Source organism: Proteus sp. G2618, assembly GCF_009915995.1.
Lineage (GTDB): Bacteria > Pseudomonadota > Gammaproteobacteria > Enterobacterales > Enterobacteriaceae > Proteus > Proteus terrae.
Map to the genome: position 1 here is coordinate 124,907 of NZ_JAABNI010000006.1, position 20,370 is coordinate 145,276.

At 37.3% G+C, this 20,370-nt stretch carries 19 protein-coding genes; 10 read left to right on the top strand and 9 right to left on the bottom strand.

Annotated elements, in window-relative coordinates:
- Positions 1–16 precede the first annotated feature (16 nt).
- From recF to GWJ01_RS18670, 4 genes are all read right to left on the bottom strand, one after another.
- On the bottom strand, positions 17–1,105 hold the full coding sequence (gene recF, locus GWJ01_RS03010; RefSeq protein ID WP_109394442.1) for a DNA replication/repair protein RecF: 1,089 nt from the start codon (positions 1,103–1,105) through the stop codon (positions 17–19).
- Positions 1,106–1,116: 11 nt separating this feature from the next.
- Positions 1,117–2,220: a DNA polymerase III subunit beta gene (dnaN, locus tag GWJ01_RS03015; protein WP_075673270.1), complete on the bottom strand. Its 1,104-nt coding sequence runs from the start codon at positions 2,218–2,220 to the stop codon at positions 1,117–1,119.
- Between the two features lie 4 nt (positions 2,221–2,224).
- Positions 2,225–3,625 carry a chromosomal replication initiator protein DnaA gene (dnaA, locus tag GWJ01_RS03020; protein WP_109394444.1) on the bottom strand — a complete coding sequence of 467 codons (1,401 nt, stop codon included), beginning with the start codon at positions 3,623–3,625 and terminating at the stop codon, positions 2,225–2,227.
- 529 nt (positions 3,626–4,154) lie between these two features.
- Entirely contained in the window at positions 4,155–4,382 is a 228-nt protein-coding gene (locus GWJ01_RS18670) for a hypothetical protein (RefSeq protein WP_167394835.1), read from the bottom strand.
- Between GWJ01_RS18670 and rpmH the strand changes: the two genes are divergently transcribed.
- The 10 genes from rpmH (at position 4,365) to GWJ01_RS03070 (ending at position 13,912) form a co-directional block, all read left to right on the top strand.
- On the top strand, positions 4,365–4,508 hold the full coding sequence (gene rpmH, locus GWJ01_RS03025) for a 50S ribosomal protein L34 (RefSeq protein WP_004246509.1): 144 nt from the start codon (positions 4,365–4,367) through the stop codon (positions 4,506–4,508). The genes GWJ01_RS18670 and rpmH overlap by 18 nt on opposite strands.
- A 17-nt stretch (positions 4,509–4,525) precedes the next feature.
- A complete protein-coding gene (rnpA, locus tag GWJ01_RS03030; RefSeq protein WP_071788569.1) occupies positions 4,526–4,885 on the top strand; it encodes a ribonuclease P protein component in 360 nt (119 codons plus the stop codon).
- Positions 4,849–5,109 carry a membrane protein insertion efficiency factor YidD gene (yidD, locus tag GWJ01_RS03035; RefSeq protein ID WP_072064717.1) on the top strand — a complete coding sequence of 87 codons (261 nt, stop codon included), beginning with the start codon at positions 4,849–4,851 and terminating at the stop codon, positions 5,107–5,109. Before rnpA ends, yidD begins: the two co-directional genes overlap by 37 nt.
- Before the next feature lie 2 nt (positions 5,110–5,111).
- Positions 5,112–6,752 carry a membrane protein insertase YidC gene (gene yidC, locus GWJ01_RS03040; RefSeq protein ID WP_109394445.1) on the top strand — a complete coding sequence of 547 codons (1,641 nt, stop codon included), beginning with the start codon at positions 5,112–5,114 and terminating at the stop codon, positions 6,750–6,752.
- A 130-nt stretch (positions 6,753–6,882) separates the two neighbouring features.
- Positions 6,883–8,247, top strand: a complete 1,365-nt coding sequence (gene mnmE / locus GWJ01_RS03045; protein WP_109394447.1) for a tRNA uridine-5-carboxymethylaminomethyl(34) synthesis GTPase MnmE — start codon at positions 6,883–6,885, stop codon at positions 8,245–8,247.
- A gap of 148 nt (positions 8,248–8,395) precedes the next feature.
- On the top strand, positions 8,396–8,653 hold the full coding sequence (locus GWJ01_RS03050) for a helix-turn-helix domain-containing protein (protein ID WP_072070485.1): 258 nt from the start codon (positions 8,396–8,398) through the stop codon (positions 8,651–8,653).
- Positions 8,654–9,967 carry a type II toxin-antitoxin system HipA family toxin gene (locus tag GWJ01_RS03055; protein ID WP_109402173.1) on the top strand — a complete coding sequence of 438 codons (1,314 nt, stop codon included), beginning with the start codon at positions 8,654–8,656 and terminating at the stop codon, positions 9,965–9,967.
- Between the two features lie 404 nt (positions 9,968–10,371).
- A complete protein-coding gene (locus GWJ01_RS03060) occupies positions 10,372–10,836 on the top strand; it encodes a DUF1097 domain-containing protein (protein ID WP_109402174.1) in 465 nt (154 codons plus the stop codon).
- A 163-nt stretch (positions 10,837–10,999) separates the two neighbouring features.
- Positions 11,000–11,929, top strand: a complete 930-nt coding sequence (locus GWJ01_RS03065) for a metallophosphoesterase (protein WP_109402175.1) — start codon at positions 11,000–11,002, stop codon at positions 11,927–11,929.
- 21 nt (positions 11,930–11,950) lie between these two features.
- Positions 11,951–13,912, top strand: coding sequence for an insecticidal delta-endotoxin Cry8Ea1 family protein (locus GWJ01_RS03070; RefSeq protein ID WP_109402176.1), 1,962 nt, complete (start codon positions 11,951–11,953; stop codon positions 13,910–13,912).
- A 57-nt stretch (positions 13,913–13,969) separates the two neighbouring features.
- Here the strand turns inward: GWJ01_RS03070 and GWJ01_RS03075 are convergent, their stop codons facing one another.
- The 5 genes from GWJ01_RS03075 to GWJ01_RS03090 form a co-directional block, all read right to left on the bottom strand.
- A complete protein-coding gene (locus GWJ01_RS03075) occupies positions 13,970–14,770 on the bottom strand; it encodes an energy transducer TonB (protein ID WP_109402177.1) in 801 nt (266 codons plus the stop codon).
- A gap of 27 nt (positions 14,771–14,797) precedes the next feature.
- Positions 14,798–15,280 (bottom strand): TonB-dependent receptor, encoded by a 483-nt coding sequence (locus tag GWJ01_RS18905; protein ID WP_272927635.1) that lies wholly within the window; start codon positions 15,278–15,280, stop codon positions 14,798–14,800.
- 35 nt (positions 15,281–15,315) lie between these two features.
- Complete coding sequence (locus GWJ01_RS03080) at positions 15,316–17,838, bottom strand: TonB-dependent receptor domain-containing protein (RefSeq protein ID WP_272927636.1); 2,523 nt, start codon at positions 17,836–17,838, stop codon at positions 15,316–15,318.
- 41 nt (positions 17,839–17,879) lie between these two features.
- A complete protein-coding gene (locus GWJ01_RS03085; protein WP_161710691.1) occupies positions 17,880–19,241 on the bottom strand; it encodes a porin family protein in 1,362 nt (453 codons plus the stop codon).
- Positions 19,242–19,452: 211 nt separating this feature from the next.
- Positions 19,453–20,214: a Slam-dependent surface lipoprotein gene (locus tag GWJ01_RS03090; RefSeq protein ID WP_157957604.1), complete on the bottom strand. Its 762-nt coding sequence runs from the start codon at positions 20,212–20,214 to the stop codon at positions 19,453–19,455.
- Positions 20,215–20,370 lie beyond the last annotated feature (156 nt).

Below are 20,370 nucleotides of genomic sequence, written 5' to 3' on the forward strand. Positions count from 1 at the left end.
GTTTCTCGCTTTATTCCTATGGTTTAACCTCTATTTTGCCACGTTCTACGCTAAATAGCCTGCTATTTACATCTAGCATATCTTTCACTTGCCCTTGTGTTATCGCACTGACAAACACCTGAGCTTGCGTAGATTTTAGACGCTCGGCTAACAACTGACGCCGACTTGCATCTAATTCGGAAGCAAAATCATCGAGCAGATACAGGCATCTTTGCCCATTCTTACGAGTGAAATATTCACCTTGTGCCAGTCTCAAAGCACACATCAATAACTTGAGCTGACCTCGTGACAACATATCTTCTACTGGTGTGCCGTTTGCTCTAATACGTAAATCCGCTTTATGAGCACCAAGTGAGGTATACGCTAGCATTTTATCACGTTCAAATTGACGTGCTAGCAACTCACCATAATCTGTTTCTTTATCCCATCCACGTTGAAAGCTCACTTTCAACAAAAACTCAGGCAAAAACAGACGACACGTTTCTTCAATATCTTTAGCAATATCTTCGGTATATTGAGCTCGCCATTCACTTATCTGTTCTGTTAATGAGATAAGTTCTTTATCCCAAGGCATCAGTTGTCGATATGACGTTGCTTGCCTCAGTGCTGCATTACGTTGTTTTAATACACGTTTTAAATCTGACCATGCAGCAAAAAATCGAGGTTCATTATGAAAACAACCCCAATCAATAAAAGCGCGGCGATATTTAGGCCCACCATTCAGTAGTGTAAAGCCTTCAGGTGTTATTAATTGCATGGGTAACAATTTTGCTAACTCTGCAATTTTATGACCATCGCTGCCATCAATACGAACTGTACTATTTCCTTCGCGATCTTTACTTAATCCAATCGCATAACCACGGCTCTCTTCATTTAGTCCACTTAAGCGGCCATGAAGAATAAATTCATTTTCATCATGCTGGATCACGCGATTAGCTTGAGAGCTACGAAATGCACGCCCATGACCTAGAGTGTAAATCGCTTCAAGTATACTTGTTTTACCACTCCCGTTAGGCCCAACAAGAAAATTAAAGCCATCCGCTAATGGCAGATCCGCCTGTTCAATATTTCTAAAATGACGGATCAATAAACGGGATAAAATCATGTTAGTGACTATTATAAACGCATTGGCATAACAACATAAGCAGCCGCAGAACTTGCCACATTCTCCACTTGAACACTTGAAACAGCATCTGTTAGCAGCAGCTTAACTTCTTCACATTTCAATGTATTAAGTACATCAAGGAGATAACTGACATTAAAGCCAATTTCCATTTCTTCACCTTGATATTGAACATCAACAATCTCTTCTGCTTCTTCTTGCTCAGGGTTATTCGCTGTAATCTTCAATTGACCATTGGTGAGGTTTATACGCACACCACGGAATTTTTCATTAGATAAAATTGCAGCACGAGAAAATGCCTGTTTAAGAATATCACAACCCGCGGTCACTGTTTTTGTTGGGTTTTTCGGTAATACACGACGATAGTCAGGGAAACGACCATCAACCAACTTCGAGGTGAAAATAAAATCACCTACATGGGCACGGATATTGTTACTACCGATTTGCAATTGCAGTGAGCTTTCACCACCGCCATCAAGTAAACGCATCAATTCAATGACACCTTTACGAGGAACAATAACAGAATGTCCCGGTAAAGATTGTCCAATATCCATTGAACATACCGCTAAACGGTGTCCATCTGTTGCAACTGTGCGTAACTCTGTATTTTCAGTTTCAAACAACATACCGTTGAGGTAATAACGCACATCTTGATGCGCCATTGAAAACTGAGTGGACTCAATCAGACGTTTTAATGTTGCTTGAGGCAAAGTAAATTCAACCTCACTTTGCCAGTCATCTAAATTAGGAAAATCAGACGCAGGTAATGTTGATAAAGAAAAACGGCTACGACCTGAACGCACTAAGAGGCGATCACCGTCGAGCTCAACACTGATTTCTGCGCCTTCTGGTAGCCCACGCCAAATATCAAAAAACTTACGCGCAGGAACAGTTGTGGCGCCAATTTCATGAGATTGGCTAAGATTAACTCTTGCCACCATCTCCATTTCAAGGTCGGTCCCCGTTAGCGATAAGGTGTTTTCAGTTACCTTAAGTAATAGGTTACCTAAAATAGGTAATGTTGGACGACCACCTAAAGGGCCACTTACTTGTTGTAGCGGCTTAAGAAGCTGTTCACGTTCAATGATAAATTTCATAGCGCTAGGATGATAATGTTCTGATTAAGTTAGAAAAATCTTCTTTGATGTCATGACTCTCTTCACGCAATTGCTCTATTTTTCGGCACGCATGAAGTACAGTTGTATGATCACGACCCCCAAAGGCATCCCCGATTTCAGGCAAGCTGTGGTTTGTTAATTCCTTCGCCAGCGCCATTGCCATTTGCCTCGGACGGGCAACCGATCGAGATCTCCGCTTTGACAGTAAATCAGCAACTTTAATTTTATAATATTCAGCAACTGTTTTTTGAATATTATCAATAGTGACTAATTTTTCCTGCAAGGCGAGCAGATCGCGCAATGCTTCACGTACAAAGTCGATAGTAATCGCACGACCTGTAAAGTTTGCGTTAGCAATCACTCGGTTTAATGCACCTTCAAGCTCACGGACGTTAGAACGAAGTCTTTTGGCAATAAAAAAAGCCACTTCGTCAGGTAATTGAATTTGGTTTTCATCCGCTTTTTTCATCAAAATCGCCACTCGGGTTTCAAGTTCAGGCGGCTCAATAGCAACCGTTAACCCCCAACCAAAGCGTGATTTTAATCTATCTTCAACACCATTTATCTCTTTAGGATAACGGTCTGACGTTAAAATAATTTGCTGATTCCCCTCTAACAATGCGTTAAAGGTATGAAAAAATTCTTCTTGTGAACGCTCTTTATTGGCAAAAAATTGAATATCATCAATTAATAGTGCATCCACAGAACGGTAATAGCGTTTAAAGTCTTCTATCGCATTATTTTGTAACGCTTTTACCATATCTTGTACGAAACGTTCAGAATGCATATAAACGACTTTTGCATTCGCTTTACGTTCCATAATGCTGTTACCCACTGCGTGCAATAAGTGCGTTTTACCAAGCCCTGTTCCGCCATATAAAAAGAGTGGGTTATAAGCACCACCGGGGTTATCAGCAACTTGTCTTGCAGCAGCTCTTGCTAACTGGTTTGATTTACCTTCAACGAAGTTATCAAATTTATGTTTAGGGTTAACGTTAGAACGATAATTAAGTTCAGGCAATTGAGAAGCTGGTTGATTATCCCAACTTGGGCGAATAGGCTGACTATGCGTAGGAGCCGTATTCACCGTTGGATGTACAACCGCTTTAGGAATACTTTCCGTAGTACGTGCTGATGCGGGTTTATTACCGACTTCAAAACGTAAAGAAGGGACTTCAGAGCCACAAAAATCCACTAATAATGCGTTGATATTATTAATGTATTTTTCTCTCACCCAATCTAAAACAAAACGATTAGGTGCATACAGCGCCAGCGTATCATCGCTTAGTTCTGCCTGCAAGGGACGTATCCACATACTAAATTCAGTGGCAGGTAACTCATCCTGCAATCGGGCAAGACAATGCTGCCAAAGCGAAAGTGACACGGCGGACTCCCCTAAAAAAACAAGACTAAAAAATAAACAGGAAAAATGCAGTTAAACACTGTGTGCCTAAATACAAAGTGCACAACACCGTTCCTCTTCAATTCTTAATAAGGAACAACTCTTGGTGACAACGATTTTTTTACATCGTGACTCACGATCGCAGACTGGCTATTCTGATCGTGACGGGGGATCATATCGCAAAATGAAACGAAGATCCTCTTTCTTTTGCACAGTTTTTATGGTTTTTATCCACAGGCTTGCTGATTTACGATAATTCACCAAATGAAATATGCAAAGGCATTCTAGTGTACTTGAGTCGTCCTATAAATAGCAATTGGGGATAACTTTCTCTTTGCATAAATCTCCCTTTCTTATAGTAAGTGATCAAATATCTCTCATTTGATCCACTAAAGATCCTTGCGCTTTCACCATGAGTCCGTATAATCTTGCACCCTGCGTGCTTGTACCAACAAAGTCACTTATTAAGACTTTATTTAGGTCACTAATAAGCGTACTCGTTGCGCATAAGTCAGGATTGATTATCGGGTTTGCTAAAAAGACGACAAAAATCGGTACTTAAAGCGTCATCTTCATTGACGCATTTGAGTGATTTTATTACAATCCCGCATCTTTCCATCATTGATGCTGCGATTGAAGTACCGGTTTGTTTATTTATTGCACGCCAGTCTGTCAACGCATTTGCTGAATCAGTAATAATATTAAGTAGGTAGAAATCGCCATGAAACGCACTTTTCAACCGTCTGTACTGAAGCGCAACCGTAACCACGGCTTCCGCGCTCGTATGGCCACTAAAAATGGTCGTCAGGTTCTGGCTCGCCGTCGTGCGAAAGGCCGCGCTCGTCTGACCGTTTCTTCGAAATAATAAAAGCTAACCATTCCGTGGTTAAGCTCGCTTTTCCAAGGGAGTTACGTTTGTTAACTCCCAAGCATTTCAATTTTGTTTTCCAGCAACCACAACGTGCGAGTTCTCCAGAAGTTACTATTTTGGGTCGCCAGAATGAGCTGGGGCATCCCCGCATCGGTCTAACAATCGCAAAGAAAAACGTTAAACGTGCTCATGAGCGTAATCGCATTAAACGATTAGCCCGTGAATACTTTCGTTTACATCAGCATGAATTACCGCCGATGGATTTTGTGCTATTAGTAAGAAAAGGGGTTGCTGAACTTGATAACCATCAATTGACGGAAGTATTGGGTAAATTATGGCGTCGTCATTGTCGCTTGGCTCAAAAGTCCTGATCTTGCTGATTAGGGGCTATCAACTGGGGATTAGTCCTCTGTTGGGGCCTCGTTGTCGTTTTAATCCTACATGCTCTAATTACGGAATTGAGGCATTACGCAGGTTTGGAATGATAAAAGGTAGTTGGTTAACAGTGAAACGCATATTAAAATGCCACCCTTTACACGAAGGTGGTGATGATCCTGTCCCACCTAGAAAAAACGACGATAACAGAGAAAATTAACGATGGATTCGCAACGCAATCTTCTATTCATCGCTTTGCTGTTCGTTTCTTTCCTGATCTGGCAGCAGTGGGAGGGTGATAAAGTTTCACAAAACACCACCACTACCGCTCAGGTCTCGCAACAAGCGGACGTGCCAAGCAGTGATAGTCTTGCTGTAACTGGTAACAGCAATGAGCAGGCAAAATTGATTACCGTAAAAACTGACGTACTTGATATTCGTATCAATACTCAGGGCGGTACTATCGATGAGGCTGATTTGTTAGCCTATCCCGCCGAGCTTAATTCACAGACACCTTTCCGTTTACTGGAAACTACACCACAATTCCTGTATCAGGCTCAAAGTGGCTTAATCGGCCCAGATGGTCCAGATCAGAAATCTCGCCCAGTTTATAGTGCTGATAAAAACGAATTCGTACTTGGTGAAAACCAAGATGAATTACGTGTACCTATGACTTTCGTAAATGAAGAAGGCGTGAAATTCGTCAAAACCTTCATTCTGAAGAAAGGTCAGTACGATATCGGTATTGATTACAAAATTGAGAATACAACAGATAAAACGCTGACCATGAACTTCTACGGCCAGTTAAAACAATCTGTTAAATTGCCAGAAAGCCGTGATACAGGTAGTAGCAACTTTGCACTACACACTTATCGTGGTGCGGCATACTCATCAGATGAAACCAACTATAAAAAATATAGTTTTGGTGATATCGAAGATAAAAACTTATCTCTAACCACTAATAATGGTTGGGTTGCAATGTTACAACAATACTTTGCAACAGCATGGATTCCTTCTAAAGATAGTCAGAACAATAGCTTCTACTCTATCACTTTAGAAAACAAATCTATTGCTCTGATTGGTTATAAATCAGCACCGGTGACAATTGCACCAAATAGCAGTGCTGATATCAGCTCAACATTATGGGTTGGCCCTGAAATTCAGTCAGAAATGTCAGCCATTGCGCCACATTTAGACCTGTCTGTAGACTACGGTTGGTTATGGTTTATCTCTCAGCCACTGTTTAAACTGTTGAAATTCCTTCACAGCTTTATCGGTAACTGGGGCTTCTCCATCATCATGATCACCTTTATCGTTCGTGGTATCATGTACCCGCTGACTAAAGCACAGTACACCTCCATGGCGAAAATGCGTTTACTGCAACCAAAACTGGCTGCACTGCGTGAGCGTATTGGTGATGACAAACAGCGTATGAGCCAAGAAATGATGGCGTTATACAAACAAGAGAAAGTGAATCCTCTGGGTGGTTGTTTACCACTGATTATCCAGATGCCAATCTTCCTTGCGTTGTATTACATGCTGATGGGCTCTGTTGAATTACGTCATGCACCATTCATGTTATGGATCCAAGACTTATCTGCACAAGATCCGTACTACATCCTGCCATTATTAATGGGTGTGACAATGTTCATCATTCAGAAACTGTCTCCAACAGCAGTAACTGATCCGATGCAACAAAAAATCATGACCTTTATGCCGGTTGTGTTTACCGTATTCTTCCTGTGGTTCCCATCAGGTCTGGTTCTGTACTATATCGTCAGTAACTTAGTGACCATTATCCAGCAGCAGTTAATTTACCGCGGTCTGGAAAAACGTGGTTTACACAGCAGAGACAAAAAATAAGGTTACATGAGGGAAAACCTCTTCCTTGGTTACATTCAAAGGAAAGTGACATAAAATAGCGAAGGCGGTCTACCATGACCGCCTTCTGTTTTTTATATTGATATGATTATTCTGATTAAGCGAGTACACCATGCATAGCACTGATACTATCGTCGCTCAGGCCACACCTCCGGGAAGAGGCGGTGTTGGTATCCTACGCGTTTCTGGCCCTAAAGCTGCCCTTGTAGCACAAACCATTTTAGGCAAGTTGCCTAAACCTCGTTATGCCGATTATCTGCCATTTCGCAATGATGACAACTCAGTACTTGATCAGGGTATCGCCCTTTTCTTCCCTAATCCAAACTCATTTACAGGTGAAGATGTTCTAGAACTACAAGGCCATGGTGGCCCCGTTATTTTAGATTTATTGCTAAAACGTATTTTACAAATCCCTGGTGTGCGTATTGCTAATCCTGGTGAATTTTCTGAACGTGCGTTTTTAAATGACAAACTCGATTTAGCACAAGCAGAAGCGATTGCCGATTTAATTGATGCCAGCTCAGAACAAGCAGCTCGTTCAGCAATTAATTCGCTACAAGGTGCATTTTCCTCTCATATTAACGAGATGGTAGAGTCATTAACTCACTTACGTATCTATGTTGAAGCAGCCATTGATTTCCCTGATGAAGAGATTGATTTTCTTTCTGACGGTATCATCGAAGGAAAACTTAACGCCGTTATTGCTGAATTAGATGACGTTCGTGCTCAAGCTCGCCAAGGTAGCCTGTTACGTGAAGGAATGAAAGTAGTTATCGCAGGTCGGCCTAATGCAGGTAAATCAAGCCTATTAAATGCATTAGCAGGTCGAGAAGCAGCTATTGTCACGGATATTGCGGGTACAACTCGTGATGTATTGCGTGAGCATATTCATATTGATGGTATGCCTTTGCATATTATCGACACAGCCGGCTTACGTGAAGCCAGTGATGAAGTTGAACGCATTGGTATTGAACGTGCTTGGAAAGAGATTGAGCAAGCAGACAGAGTACTGTTTATGGTTGATAGCACCACAACCGATGCTACAACACCTGAAGATATCTGGCCTGAATTTATGGCTCGTTTACCAAATACCTTGCCTGTCACTGTTATTCGTAACAAGTCGGATTTAACAGGGGAAAATGTCGAGATCACGGCACAAGGTAACTACCCGATGATCCGCTTATCTGCTCGTGATGGAATGGGTATTGAGTTACTGCGTGATCACCTAAAAGAAGCCATGGGCTTTAATAGCAATACAGAAGGTGGTTTCTTGGCTCGCCGCCGCCACTTACAGGCATTAAATACTGCTGCGGAGCATTTACAGCAAGGCCATGAACAATTGGTTTATGCAAAATCCGGTGAATTGTTGGCAGAAGAGTTAAGACTGGCTCAGCAAGCATTAAGTGAGATCACTGGTGAATTTACTTCAGATGACTTATTAGGCCGTATTTTCTCAAGCTTCTGTATTGGGAAGTAACCATTAAATCTTACCTGCTATACCGTGTAAACCTTAGCTTAACGGTTATAGCAGGTAAAATCTGTTTTACACGCTATAACCACTAAATCTTGAACTACACGCTATAACCGGTATATTAGATGTTAACGCCTATAACCGGTAGAAGATGATGATTATAATTAACGCCTATCAACTCAGCGTACATCTAAAAGATGTCCGATTAACAAAAAAACTTTCTCAAGGTAAAGTCGCCCAAAAAGTGGGAATTCGACAAGACACTGTGTCCAATTTTGAACTTAATCCTAATTCCACCAAGCTAGAAACTTTTTTTAAACTACTCTCCGCACTAAATTTAGAGATGGAGATTCATCCTAAAGATGCTAAAAATAATTTAGCACACAAAAGTGAATGGAAAGAGGAGTGGTAAATGGCGAGCCTTGATGTGTATATGAATGAATATTATGTGGGCATTTTTACTAAAAAAAGCTCAGGTGCACATTCATTCCAATATGCTGAAGATTGGGTTAATCAACCAGGAAGTCGCCCTATATCTCTTTCTATGCCACTACAACTTCAAGAATATCAAGGAGATTGTGTCTATAATTTCTTTGATAATCTTTTACCTGATAATCCTGAAATTAGAAATCGTATTGTGAGTCGCTATAATGCAAACTCAAATCAACCATTTGATCTATTAACTGCCGTGGGTGCAGATACGGTTGGTGCATTACGGTTACTTCCTAGTGGTAGTACGCCAGCTAATATAAAAAAAATAGAATATAACAAACTTGATAACGCTGAACTTGAAAAAATACTATTAGGATATCAATCCAATACACCACTCGGTATGCTTGAAGAATATACTGATTTCAGAATTTCTATTGCTGGTGCGCAAGAAAAAACAGCGTTACTTTTAAAAGATGATCATTGGTGTGTGCCACACAGTAATACGCCGACTACACATATTATTAAGCTCCCCATTGGTGTTATTGAAGGGCATTCCTATACAATGGATTTGTCCGATAGTGTAGAAAATGAATATCTTTGTACCTTAATTGCCAAAGAATTTGATCTTCCTGTTCCTCACTGTTTTATTGTTAAAACAAAAAATATTAAAGCGCTTGCTGTAGAACGCTTTGATAGAAAATACTCATCAGATAAATCGTGGATAATACGCTTACCCCAAGAAGATTTTTGCCAAATTCTAAATATACCTTCAGCTCTAAAATATGAAAATGAAGGGGACCCTGGTATTATTGATATTATGAATTATTTGCTTGGTTCATCAAATGCTGATCAAGACCGTTTTCATTTTATGAAGGCACAAGTACTATTTTGGCTTTTGGCTGCAACAGATGGACATGCAAAGAATTTTTCTGTTTTTATCAATCAAGAAGGACGTTTTCACCTCACACCTCTTTATGACATCATGTCTATCTATCCCAATTTTGGAGGACGAGGACTTAATCCACGAGATGCAAAACTCGCTATGGGATTACAGGCAAGCCGAGGCAAAAAATATGCCATAGAGCAAATTTTTCCTCGTCATTTTTACCAAACAGCTGAAGCAGCCAGTTTCGATCCTTTATTGATGACAGATATTCTTCGTTATTTTTATAAAGAAATGGACGATGCCATCAAACGCGTAAAACAACAACTACCTGATGATTTTCCTTCTGAAATTAGCAATAAAATATTGGATGGAATGAAAACACGCTCTGCAAGATTAGCCAACATATAGCCATTTACCTGCTATACCGTGTAAACTTCAATTTAACGGTTATAGCAGGTAAAGATGATAGATGCGCATTCAACTTAGCTAATAAACTCTCTCAAAAAGAGTAAGATAAATTACTTATCTTCTTTTATTTTTATATTATTTAATACCATTCTTTAATTAAACTATTAATAATAAATATCAAACGATGTATCTAGTTATTTTTTATTTAACCATAGATCAAATAGCGCAATCGTTTACTTTTTGCTTTTTCTATCTTGAATAAAGATCAATATATCCAACACGTATTAATACCATTATTAAATGTACTTTTTAATGATCTAAATATAGAAAATCAGTCAATGACAATGCTAAACTTCGTTTTTAGTTAACAGGGTAAATATTCCCCTTATATTTAAGAGTCTATCGTGAGAACGCTTTATTTTACTGCGCTGACAACTGGCATTCTTTCTGCCATTTGGGCATTTGTGGCTAATCAATTTGGCTTATTAAGCTGGGCTGGCTTTTTGGGTTGCACCGCCTATTTTGCTTATCCTAAAGAAGGTATTAAAGGATTAGCTGTCACTATGGCTACCATTATGAGTGGCGTGATTTGGGCATTGGCGATTATTTACGGTAGCCAAGTCTTTAGTGATATTTCTATTTTTGGCTATGCTGTCACTGGTGTTATTGCCTTTGTGATGTGTATTCAAGCTAAAAGTGTACTACTTGCTTATATTCCCGGCACCTTTATTGGAGCATGCACTATATTTGCCGCTCAAGGGGATCTTTCTCAAACCATCCCTTCATTAATTGTCGGTGTTTTATTTGGTTATGCCATGAAAATGAGTGGGCTTTGGATTGCGAATAAATCACAAAAAAATGTAATTTAATTTTTTTATCATATAAATAAAAAGCGGTACGCATAATAAGTATTGCTTTTTATTTTTCTTCTATTTTCTTTTTCCATATATTACTAACAAACTTTGAAATTGTAGTTATTTATCTATTGAGTCAAAAAGGAGGTTCTCAACTTCAGTAAAAAGGAATATAGAAATGACATCCCCAAAATCGACAGATTACAACATTATCGTCATGTCTGACCCTCAACCTTGGCGACTAGATCTAGATAATAACGACCCCAATAATGACCAAGATCGTTGGGAGTCTACCGTTAGAAAAGTCAGAGATAGCATCAAATTATTACACCATGAAAAATCATTTGCTTTTGGCATTATCAATGGTGATTTAACCGAATTTGGTCGTCGTTACCAACGAGAAAGTTTTCGTTCTCTTTTTGCCCCATCCCCATTAGGATTTAACACCTATGTCGGCCTTGGTAACCATGACTATCAAAATAATGTTGGTGATTGCGCTGAGCCGGGTAATTCTGATTACAGTATGAATGCCTGTGCTCGTGGCATGGTATTTGATATGCACTACCGTATTGAAGAATATCAACATTATGCAACATCTGAAAACTTTAAAGCTGATAGTAGCGAATATTCCGGCAGTAAAGCTTATTCTTGGGACTATGGTGATATTCATTTTGTACAATTACAAAACTATCCTACCTATCATGTTGTACTTGATCACTGGGCCGCATCCACAATTACAGTCACCGATTCAATTGATTGGTTAGAAAAAGATTTAATTCAAGCACGAAATCGTAATAAAACCATCGTGTTAAACTTTCATGATGGTAACCAACACTTTCCTGAAAACTCTTCACAAGAGGAACTCTCATTCTTTAAATACATGCTTGAGCATTATGGTGTAAAAGCTGTATTTGTTGGTCATACCCATTATGTTGGGCAGGATAATCTCTATGGGAAAAGTGAGATCTTTGGTGATATTCCTGTTTATAACAGTGGCGCTTTATTTAAAGGTGATTACTTAGCTGTCGGCATCCGGGGCTCTCAATTTTCTATTGCGGTTTATAACGGATTATCAGGACAACCCAAGTTAATCGAGCATTGGAATTAGTGCAAACAAGGAATCTCAGTTATGAATTTAAACCCATTAAAAATCGCCATGAGTCCGTCATCATTACCCGCTACACAGCCATTACATTGTATCGATTATCAAGAATTACAAGATGGTATGTTAGACATGATTAATCGTAACAGTAATGTATTGCCTACAATTGTAGATAAATTTAATGAACAAGATCCACTCAATGCCCCCATTATTGTCGGGCAAACAGTTATTGGACATATTATTGGCTTAGTACCTATTGTTGGTGGTGTATTATCCAAAGTCACTGCAGCGCTCTTTAATATGATGAATAAAAATATGAAAGATAGATCACTCGCTGAGCAGATTATTGAACATGTCTCTCATATTATTGATGCAAAAATTACTGACAATAATGTCAAAATTATCAAGTTAACTACGGAAGGAATTTCTGATGTTTACCAACTATTTTCTGATACTCTCTCCCGTTATCTTGATCATAACGCGAATTATTCTGAGCAACAAAAAAAAGACTTACAAGAACAAGTACTAAACCGTTTCGATGATGTTATTACGACGGTTGTTTCTCAACAACCGCTGGTTTTAAATTTAGCACAATCAGCAGGACTCCCTTTTTACTGTCACTGTTGCGCACTTTTTGTTGCAGCACACTGCGATATTCTAACCAATAAAGATAGCCTAGGATTAAGTGATAATTACTTTAAAAGTAATCTAAGAACATTAAGAGAAAGTATAGATAAGTTTAATCGTGAAATTCATACTGCAATTTATCAGCAAACCTCTGGGATATTTAAAGATGATTACAATAAAAGTAATACTTTTTTATCTGGTATCTATACCTCCGGCCTCTCTTTTTATCAGGCTTGGGTAAAACGCAGTTTTGCCATTGAGTTAAATACTCCATTTTCTCGCTGGAATAGCTTAGAGTTATATGGAAACGACTATAGTCATGATCCCAAAATCAGTTATTACAACGCTTATTTTGATATAGGAAAAGACATATTATACCGAACATCAATGTTGCAAAGTATCGAAACGTATTCCCATATTGATGCCATTATTCGCATTAAACACAACTATTTCAGCGTTGAAAAAGTAGCTGATAGTTTTCAATATGAAGGCTGTTATGGTGTGACGGGTGATAATCAAGATGTCGTAAAAACAAAAACATTCTTCACACCTGATAGTAATAAAGCCTATTTATCGCCCTCTCAAATTTTACCTTCTGTTCGCTATATTTCTGATACACCTTGGGGCGCTTTACATTATATGGTGCTTGATGATGTAAATAATAATAGCTTTACTCTTGGACAAGGTAACAGAGAGAACAAATCCTATCTCAATATTCCAGGTTACTGTTTTAATGGTGTAAACCTTTATTTAAGCCGACATAATGGTAAACAATGCCATGATGATTCTGGTGCTTGGCTAACAGAGTCAGCACCAATATTTCGTTTTTATGATGGCTATGCATCTCTTTTATTAGAAATTGAAAACCATTTACCTGTACCGCAAAAAAGCTATGAGTTAGATTTAAATCATGGGTTTGATACAAAGTTAAGTAACGCCCAATCTGGTTATAGCGATATGCTGGTAGGTAAAAACTGTATTTTATTAAATCAAGATGCTTATTTCTGCTTACCTTCAGAAGAACCCATAGGTAAAGCCAACTCCGCCCAGAAGATAAAAATATTATTACAGTGTGCAGCTGAAAGCGAACAACAATTATCAGTATTTATAAGAACGGGTAACGCGATTAATGGTTCATTGATTGCCTCAAACGAGTTTTCTCTTATGCTTAACCAAGACAATATTATTTATAATATAAAACCGTTACTTAATCACCCTATCACAAATAATAAAGCCTATTTTCGTACCTATCAGCTTGAATTAGATTGTTCATTTACTCATGAGAATGAATCAAATCTTTATTTCTATTTACACTTTTCTAAACCGAATACGGTATTAGCAGATATTACTGTTATGTTCTAATAATTGTTCCTAAAAAACACCTAAGTACGATGTAAACTTAGGTGTTTTAGACAAACCTCAATTTAATTCGAAATCTAATGAAACAATCAAAGGGTTCAATAAGTTTTCGGGTTTAGGACCTATGGGTTTTACGCGTTTAACCGCAGCAATAGCCGCATTATCAAGAGAAGAAATACCAGAAGTACTTTCTATCTCAACCCTTGAAATCGCACCTTCAGATGTGAGTGAAAAAGTCACCACCACCTGACCTTCATGTTGCATACGACGTGCTTGTGATGGGTAACGTTTATGACGCTCTATTTCTCGACGCAGTGAGCTAAGGTAGTGATTATCAGATTCGCCTTGCCCTATCCCTTTCTCGCTTAATGCATGACTTCTTCCTGCTAACGAGCTTGCCGTATATTGCGTTAAACTTTCTGCCGATGCATCTGATGTCGTTTGCGCTATTTGGCTTTCTAAATCACGTTGTTCTGTCGGCTCTACTTTTTCTTGCACCACCTGTTTTTTTACGGGTGTAATTTGTTTTGGTTTTAGAGGTATGGGTTTTTCTTTTATTTTTTCAGGAGGCTTTTTTTGTACTTCAACAAATTCGCCTTGTTGAGCGCTCGGTAAAATAATAGCCGTATCCTGAGATCCAATTTCTTCAATAGGCTCGGGTACCACTGTAGATTGTTGAGGCGGTGAAAATACCACTTGGTAAACGGATAATGTATTTTCTTGTCGCTGATGAATATGGTGTGCACTTTCTGTCATAGAAAGTGAACGCAACACCCAACTTAATATAGCGATATAAACTAACGATATGCCAATCAGCCAATAATAAATATTAAACGGATGCCTGACAGAAAGTGCCAACATAAATAAAAGCTCCTTACTCTCTTTTAGTTAAAATTGTGCAGTCACACCTAATCGGAATGTTCTTCCCGGCGCAGGCATACCTGATCGCGTTAAAGGATCAATGTAGTATTCGTTTAATAAATTACTGCCTGTTATTTCAAAAGATAAATTAGGGCTATACTGATAGTTAATATAAGCATCAACGGTAAAGACTTTTGCCCAACGCATTGGGTTGTTATTTCTGCCATACATTTCTCGTGGTAATTTTTCTTTTAGCCATTTTTCATCTTTATTTTCCACTTCTGATGAATAAAGCCAACGACTTCCAACTTCTAATTTATTATCTAACCAACGAGTCCCTAAATGTAAATTAACCGAATATTTAGGTTGGATAGAAGTACGTAAAAAACCACCGGGATAACCCCCCGTCATACATTGTTTAACACCTAATAACCCTGAAGGATCGTAGTTACTAAAGGCATTTTTATCACATACTTTATTTTTATGGCTATAAACTAAAGCTGTATCCATAAAAATAAAGCCATTATCAAAGCGAGCTTGAACCTCTAACCCTCTAATATTTGCTTTTCAAATTGCCTAATTTGCCAATTCGCATCTCTATCAAACACATTTTCAATATTGGTACGAAAATAATTAATTTTAATATCGGCATGGCGCTCCACATTGAGCCAATCTGTCAAATCAAACACAACACCTAACTCAGTACTTTTTGCACGTTCGGGTTTTAATTTAAAACCGTAATAACGCGCTTTTGACCCAGAAAAACCACTGGTGTCTTCAAATAAACTAGGTAACCGTAGCTGCTCAGTATAACGTCCATAAAAACGCAATATATCGTTGGCATATATCGTCGCAGACACTAAGGGTGAAAATGCACCATGATGATAGCTGGGCTCTGGTGCAAATTTATCTTTATCATCAAGATAAATAGGTATCGGATTAGAAACGCCCATTTCATACTTATTAACTAATTCACCTGTAATTGGATCAGGTACTTTTTCATTAATATTAATATAACCGTTTAACAAAATATTATTGCTTTTTAATAACTCTCCATATTCATCAAAACCCCAATATAATAACTCTGTTTTCATTGGTCTCATAGTAGTAGAGTTGAAAACAACATTTCCATTCTCATCACGGAGATATGTTCTATTTTCAAAATGCATTTGTTTTGAGATTTTTATTTTACGATTAATTTCTTTTTTTATATTATCAGGTAGTTTTTCATACTCTGGATGAGTTAATTTATACGCTTGTACTATCCTTCTTTTTTCTCTAAGTTCAGGATCTCTTATTACTCTTTTATATTTTTCTGGTAACTGTTGTTCCGTAATTCCACATAGAGTGCCAACTAAATAACACTCTTCCTGTGTCAATGTTCTTTTATAACTTACTATATATCCTCTAATAGAGGGAGTTTTCTCATAACCTTTTACGTTATTCCTTCGCTTATTATTTAAAAAAGTATCTGTTAAATGATAATAATGGTATTTCCCACCCGCAGTAATGGCTAACCAAGAAAGTGGCTTCCAATCTGTGGAAAGGGCTAAATTAATTTCATGACGCTGCCCTGCTCGCCCGGCGGTAACAAAATCAAGCCCTGTAGGTACTTCCAATTCATCACTGTCTAATTTTTCAAACTGATAATTACTGGAAAATGAAATAGAAAATTGAGGTGATAATTTAAATATAGAAGATAAATCCACACCATAGCGGTTATTTTTTTGATAAAGAGAAGCTGTATCAATAAAATGGGTATCTACTTTTGCATCCCATTTAGATAAATACCGTTCTTCATAATCAATCTCCATTGATACTCTGGGTTCACCACCACGAGTATTCGTATGCCCTGAAGTTAAATTACCCCATAAACGTAACAGAAAATCCGCTTGCTTATCTTCTGGTTTCCACTGATAAGTTAATATTCCCGCCTGTTGATTAATCGTTGCTAGTGGCCATTGAGTCACGACATTTTTTTCGTAACGAGCCCACTCTAATCTCAGAGGCATAATATCGCCAAACAGTAAGTCTGTGTATCGATAGTTAATCGAAAAACGGTGTGTTGATTCGGGGAATAATGTTCCTTTTACTAAAAAGGAACGATTACGACTGGAGGTATTAGGGACTTCATTACCAGGACGATAAATATGGGCAATAAAAGGAACATAAGGCGTTAACCTTAATTTATAATCAATAGAATGGATTGCCTTCATATCATCCGTTTCGAGATAAGCTTTTGTATTTCTTTTTCCTGCTAAATAATTTCCTTTTTCTCGTAATGCATAAGCAAATAATAAATTAAATTTTTCTTCTTCAAAACCAACCCCAAGTCGAAATGAATGGTCATGAAAATTCCAATCTTTATTTTTTTGAGGTGTTATTTCTAAAGCAGGATCAACGACCCTTGAACCATGATGATAGAAATAAGGATAATTGCGATAATCTCCGAGCATATCTAAATAGACTTCTTTATATCGTGTGGAGTTATTACTAATATCTCCTTTAAAATTAATCCCAAAAGAATCACCTATAGGTACAATATCTCGAATATCTAAGGTTTTTATCGCAATACCGCCACCAATACCTGTTTTCATATCAGGTGTTAATGAGGGACCTTTTTCAATATAGATACTGCTAATCAGATTAGAATCAATATAGTTACGATTAGATGCACCACTATAACCTCGATAAACGGTAATTGCCTGCTCTGTCCCATCGACAGTCACAGGTATTCGGCCTTGTCCTTGAATACCTCGAATATTAGGATCAAGCGCCCCCCCATTACGCGCCTCACCACTATAAACACCAATGGCGCTTTTTAGTAAATCAGCGGGAGAAACACCTTGATAACGCTCTAATAGCTCTTTTCCTAAATAAACATTAGAAACATCTTTTTCATATACTTGTGAATAACCTTGTTTATCTTTTTCTTTATTATCAGAAATTTGAATATGACCAAGATCGGTTTTATCTTCTTTGGCTTGCAGATAAAAGCAAGGTGAAAATAGCGATAGAGAAACGAAGATTGAAACAATTTTTCGCTTTTTAAAAAGCATTACATGCATTGTTTTACCTATTCAATTAATAAAGGAAGTCACTTATTTAATTAAAATTGTTTTTCTAATTTAAATAACACTTCATGTTGCTGATATTGATATAACCAATCCACATTGCTTAATCTTCGGGTATAACGTAATTCAATTGTGGGATAAAACCCTAAAACAAAAGGCGATTTACTTTTAATATTGGTTGTAAAAATAAAACCATTGTCTTTTCTTCTCTTTTTTAATAAAGAATTATAGTTATTAAAACATTTAAATTGATACTGTAAAAAAAGAGAGATATGCCAATTAGCTGGCAATGGATAATAAACGCCAGTTTTTATACCATACAGATGATAATTTAATAAAGTGTTTTTTTTACGAGCTAACTGATAATTTAATTGATTAACTAAGTGTATTTTATTATTAAAATAATAGTTATGGTAAGCACTATAACTAAATCGCTTACTATTTAAATTATTTAACGATTTTTGATATTTCTTTATTTTATAATTAAAGATTAAATTAATAGTTTGCTTTTTATTAATAAAATAGGAAAGCTGTGTTTCATTTCCCCATGCTTGATATTCATATTGTTCCCGTGATGATTTTATTTCGTAATAAGGTGTTATTGACCACTGATATTGAGGTTTTTGATAGCGATAACCCAGTTGTGTATATAATGCAAAAAAATTGGCGTGACGGTGAGAGAGATAATCTATATATCGAGCATAAGTATAAGAAGAAAAAGCATGGTGAGAATAAATAATAACAGGTTGATAAAAAGAAAAATAATGGGTAATTCCTGTAGATGCAATAGGTTTTGCACCTCTTAGCGTCGTTTTCCCTTGAGTGGATTGAGAGACAATTTTTTCAGATAAGTAAGGTGCATGATTAATATTATCGTCATAAAAAAAGCCAAGTTGATAGAAACGTTGGCCTTGAAAATAAGAGGCTAACTTAACCTTATAAAACTCAATAGACTGGATAATATCTTTAGATAAATCAACAATATTGCTCAGTTGATTAAGTTGTTGCTGTGCTTTTTTATATTCTCGTAAATGAAAATAAAGTTGAATTAGCCCGGTTTGGGCTGGGATAAAATCGGCTTTTTGCTTAAGTTGTTGCCGATAATAAAATTCAGCGTTTAAAAAATCACCTCTGTTTTGTGCCAATAACGCCTTTGCATAATTAACAAGTAATACTTCATGTTGAGATTGTTGTTGATAATAAAGCAATAATCTTTCTGCTTTTTGCCACTGTTGTTGTTGCAAATAGTGATAAAGTTGCTGACCAATTTCAGCTGTATTCGTTGTTTCAAGATAATAAAATGGCTTGTCACGGCTCTCTTTTGCACTCCCATTAAATGAAAATAAAATAAGCAATAAAGCCAATAATCCTCTTATTAAAGGTCGATAATAATTCATGGTATATCCTTATAAAAACAAAAGAACAATTCCTTTAAATCGGCTTAATTTAGATAAAAAAAAACAGATAACCCTATACCAGATTATCTGTTGCTAACATTTAGCGTAATGACCACTAATACCACTTTTAAAGAATTAACCGATTGTTTTATCAAATAAAGCTATAATATTATTTTTGAAAAAATCAAGAAGCATTCATGCCTGCTGTCATTTATTCACTGTCACTGCTATTTTTCATACCACCAAAACCAATATCTTTTTTATGGTCTGAACTAAACACCACAATACCTGCTAATCCTTCAGCACTTTCACCAAAGAAAGCGCCTTCAACAACCCCTGATGTTGACCCTTCATTTGCATCTGCAGAAAACGTCACTTCATTATTTGCGGTATAAAGATTTCCTCCTGCTAAATCAACCGTACGTTGACTATTAGTCAGCGAACCTTCGATTTTCTTCTGTGAAAAATCAACATCAAACGTACCTGAAAGTAAGTTACTGCCGCTATATTGACTAATACCCGTTACCGTATAAGTAGCGCTATCTGTTGGTAATGTGGTTGTAACATCTTTACCGATATAATAGGTTTGGTGTGTCGCATCTGTCGTTGATGTTGTTTTTGCCCAGTCACCAAAATAGACATTAGCATCAGTAATTTTGGCAAAATGGAAAACACCCATATCACTATGTTGATGATTGGATTGGACTGTATAAATCCCATTACTATCCGCTCCACCACTCATCCTTGCTGATGTTAACGAAGCAAAACCAATTTTTTTCCCGCCTCCTACTGTGCTAATACCAACACCCGGTTCTCCTCCAGCTGATTGATGAGGACCTCGATTAACTGCATCACTTGCTCCCACTTCCATCGTTGTTAAAGGGCCACTTTGATTAGAGTGAATTTCAGCATGTACAGTATGAGAGCCCATTAATATAAATAATGCGCAGACTAATTTATTACGTTTATTCATAATAACTTCCTTATTATTCATTGAAGGGTGTGGCTACTTATTATAAATAGAAATAACAAGTAGCCACTTACAGAAATATTGATATTTTATCTATCGTTCCAGCTTCACTTACGAATATAAAGTTTGCTGTGTTGTTCGTAGGTAATATTAAATAAA

Excerpts from the sequence above, each read along its gene's own strand:
- recF (WP_109394442.1), bottom strand. The coding sequence starts at position 1,105 with ATGATTTTATCCCGTTTATTGATCCGTCATTTTAGAAATATTGAACAG.
- dnaN (WP_075673270.1), bottom strand. The coding sequence starts at position 2,220 with ATGAAATTTATCATTGAACGTGAACAGCTTCTTAAGCCGCTACAACAA.
- rpmH (WP_004246509.1), top strand. The coding sequence starts at position 4,365 with ATGAAACGCACTTTTCAACCGTCTGTACTGAAGCGCAACCGTAACCAC.
- yidD (WP_072064717.1), top strand. The coding sequence starts at position 4,849 with ATGGCGTCGTCATTGTCGCTTGGCTCAAAAGTCCTGATCTTGCTGATT.
- yidC (WP_109394445.1), top strand. The coding sequence starts at position 5,112 with ATGGATTCGCAACGCAATCTTCTATTCATCGCTTTGCTGTTCGTTTCT.
- mnmE (WP_109394447.1), top strand. The coding sequence starts at position 6,883 with ATGCATAGCACTGATACTATCGTCGCTCAGGCCACACCTCCGGGAAGA.
- GWJ01_RS03050 (WP_072070485.1), top strand. The coding sequence starts at position 8,396 with ATGATTATAATTAACGCCTATCAACTCAGCGTACATCTAAAAGATGTC.
- GWJ01_RS03055 (WP_109402173.1), top strand. The coding sequence starts at position 8,654 with ATGGCGAGCCTTGATGTGTATATGAATGAATATTATGTGGGCATTTTT.
- GWJ01_RS03065 (WP_109402175.1), top strand. The coding sequence starts at position 11,000 with ATGACATCCCCAAAATCGACAGATTACAACATTATCGTCATGTCTGAC.
- GWJ01_RS03070 (WP_109402176.1), top strand. The coding sequence starts at position 11,951 with ATGAATTTAAACCCATTAAAAATCGCCATGAGTCCGTCATCATTACCC.
- GWJ01_RS03075 (WP_109402177.1), bottom strand. The coding sequence starts at position 14,770 with ATGTTGGCACTTTCTGTCAGGCATCCGTTTAATATTTATTATTGGCTG.
- GWJ01_RS18905 (WP_272927635.1), bottom strand. The coding sequence starts at position 15,280 with ATGGATACAGCTTTAGTTTATAGCCATAAAAATAAAGTATGTGATAAA.
- GWJ01_RS03080 (WP_272927636.1), bottom strand. The coding sequence starts at position 17,838 with ATGCATGTAATGCTTTTTAAAAAGCGAAAAATTGTTTCAATCTTCGTT.
- GWJ01_RS03085 (WP_161710691.1), bottom strand. The coding sequence starts at position 19,241 with ATGAATTATTATCGACCTTTAATAAGAGGATTATTGGCTTTATTGCTT.
- GWJ01_RS03090 (WP_157957604.1), bottom strand. The coding sequence starts at position 20,214 with ATGAATAAACGTAATAAATTAGTCTGCGCATTATTTATATTAATGGGC.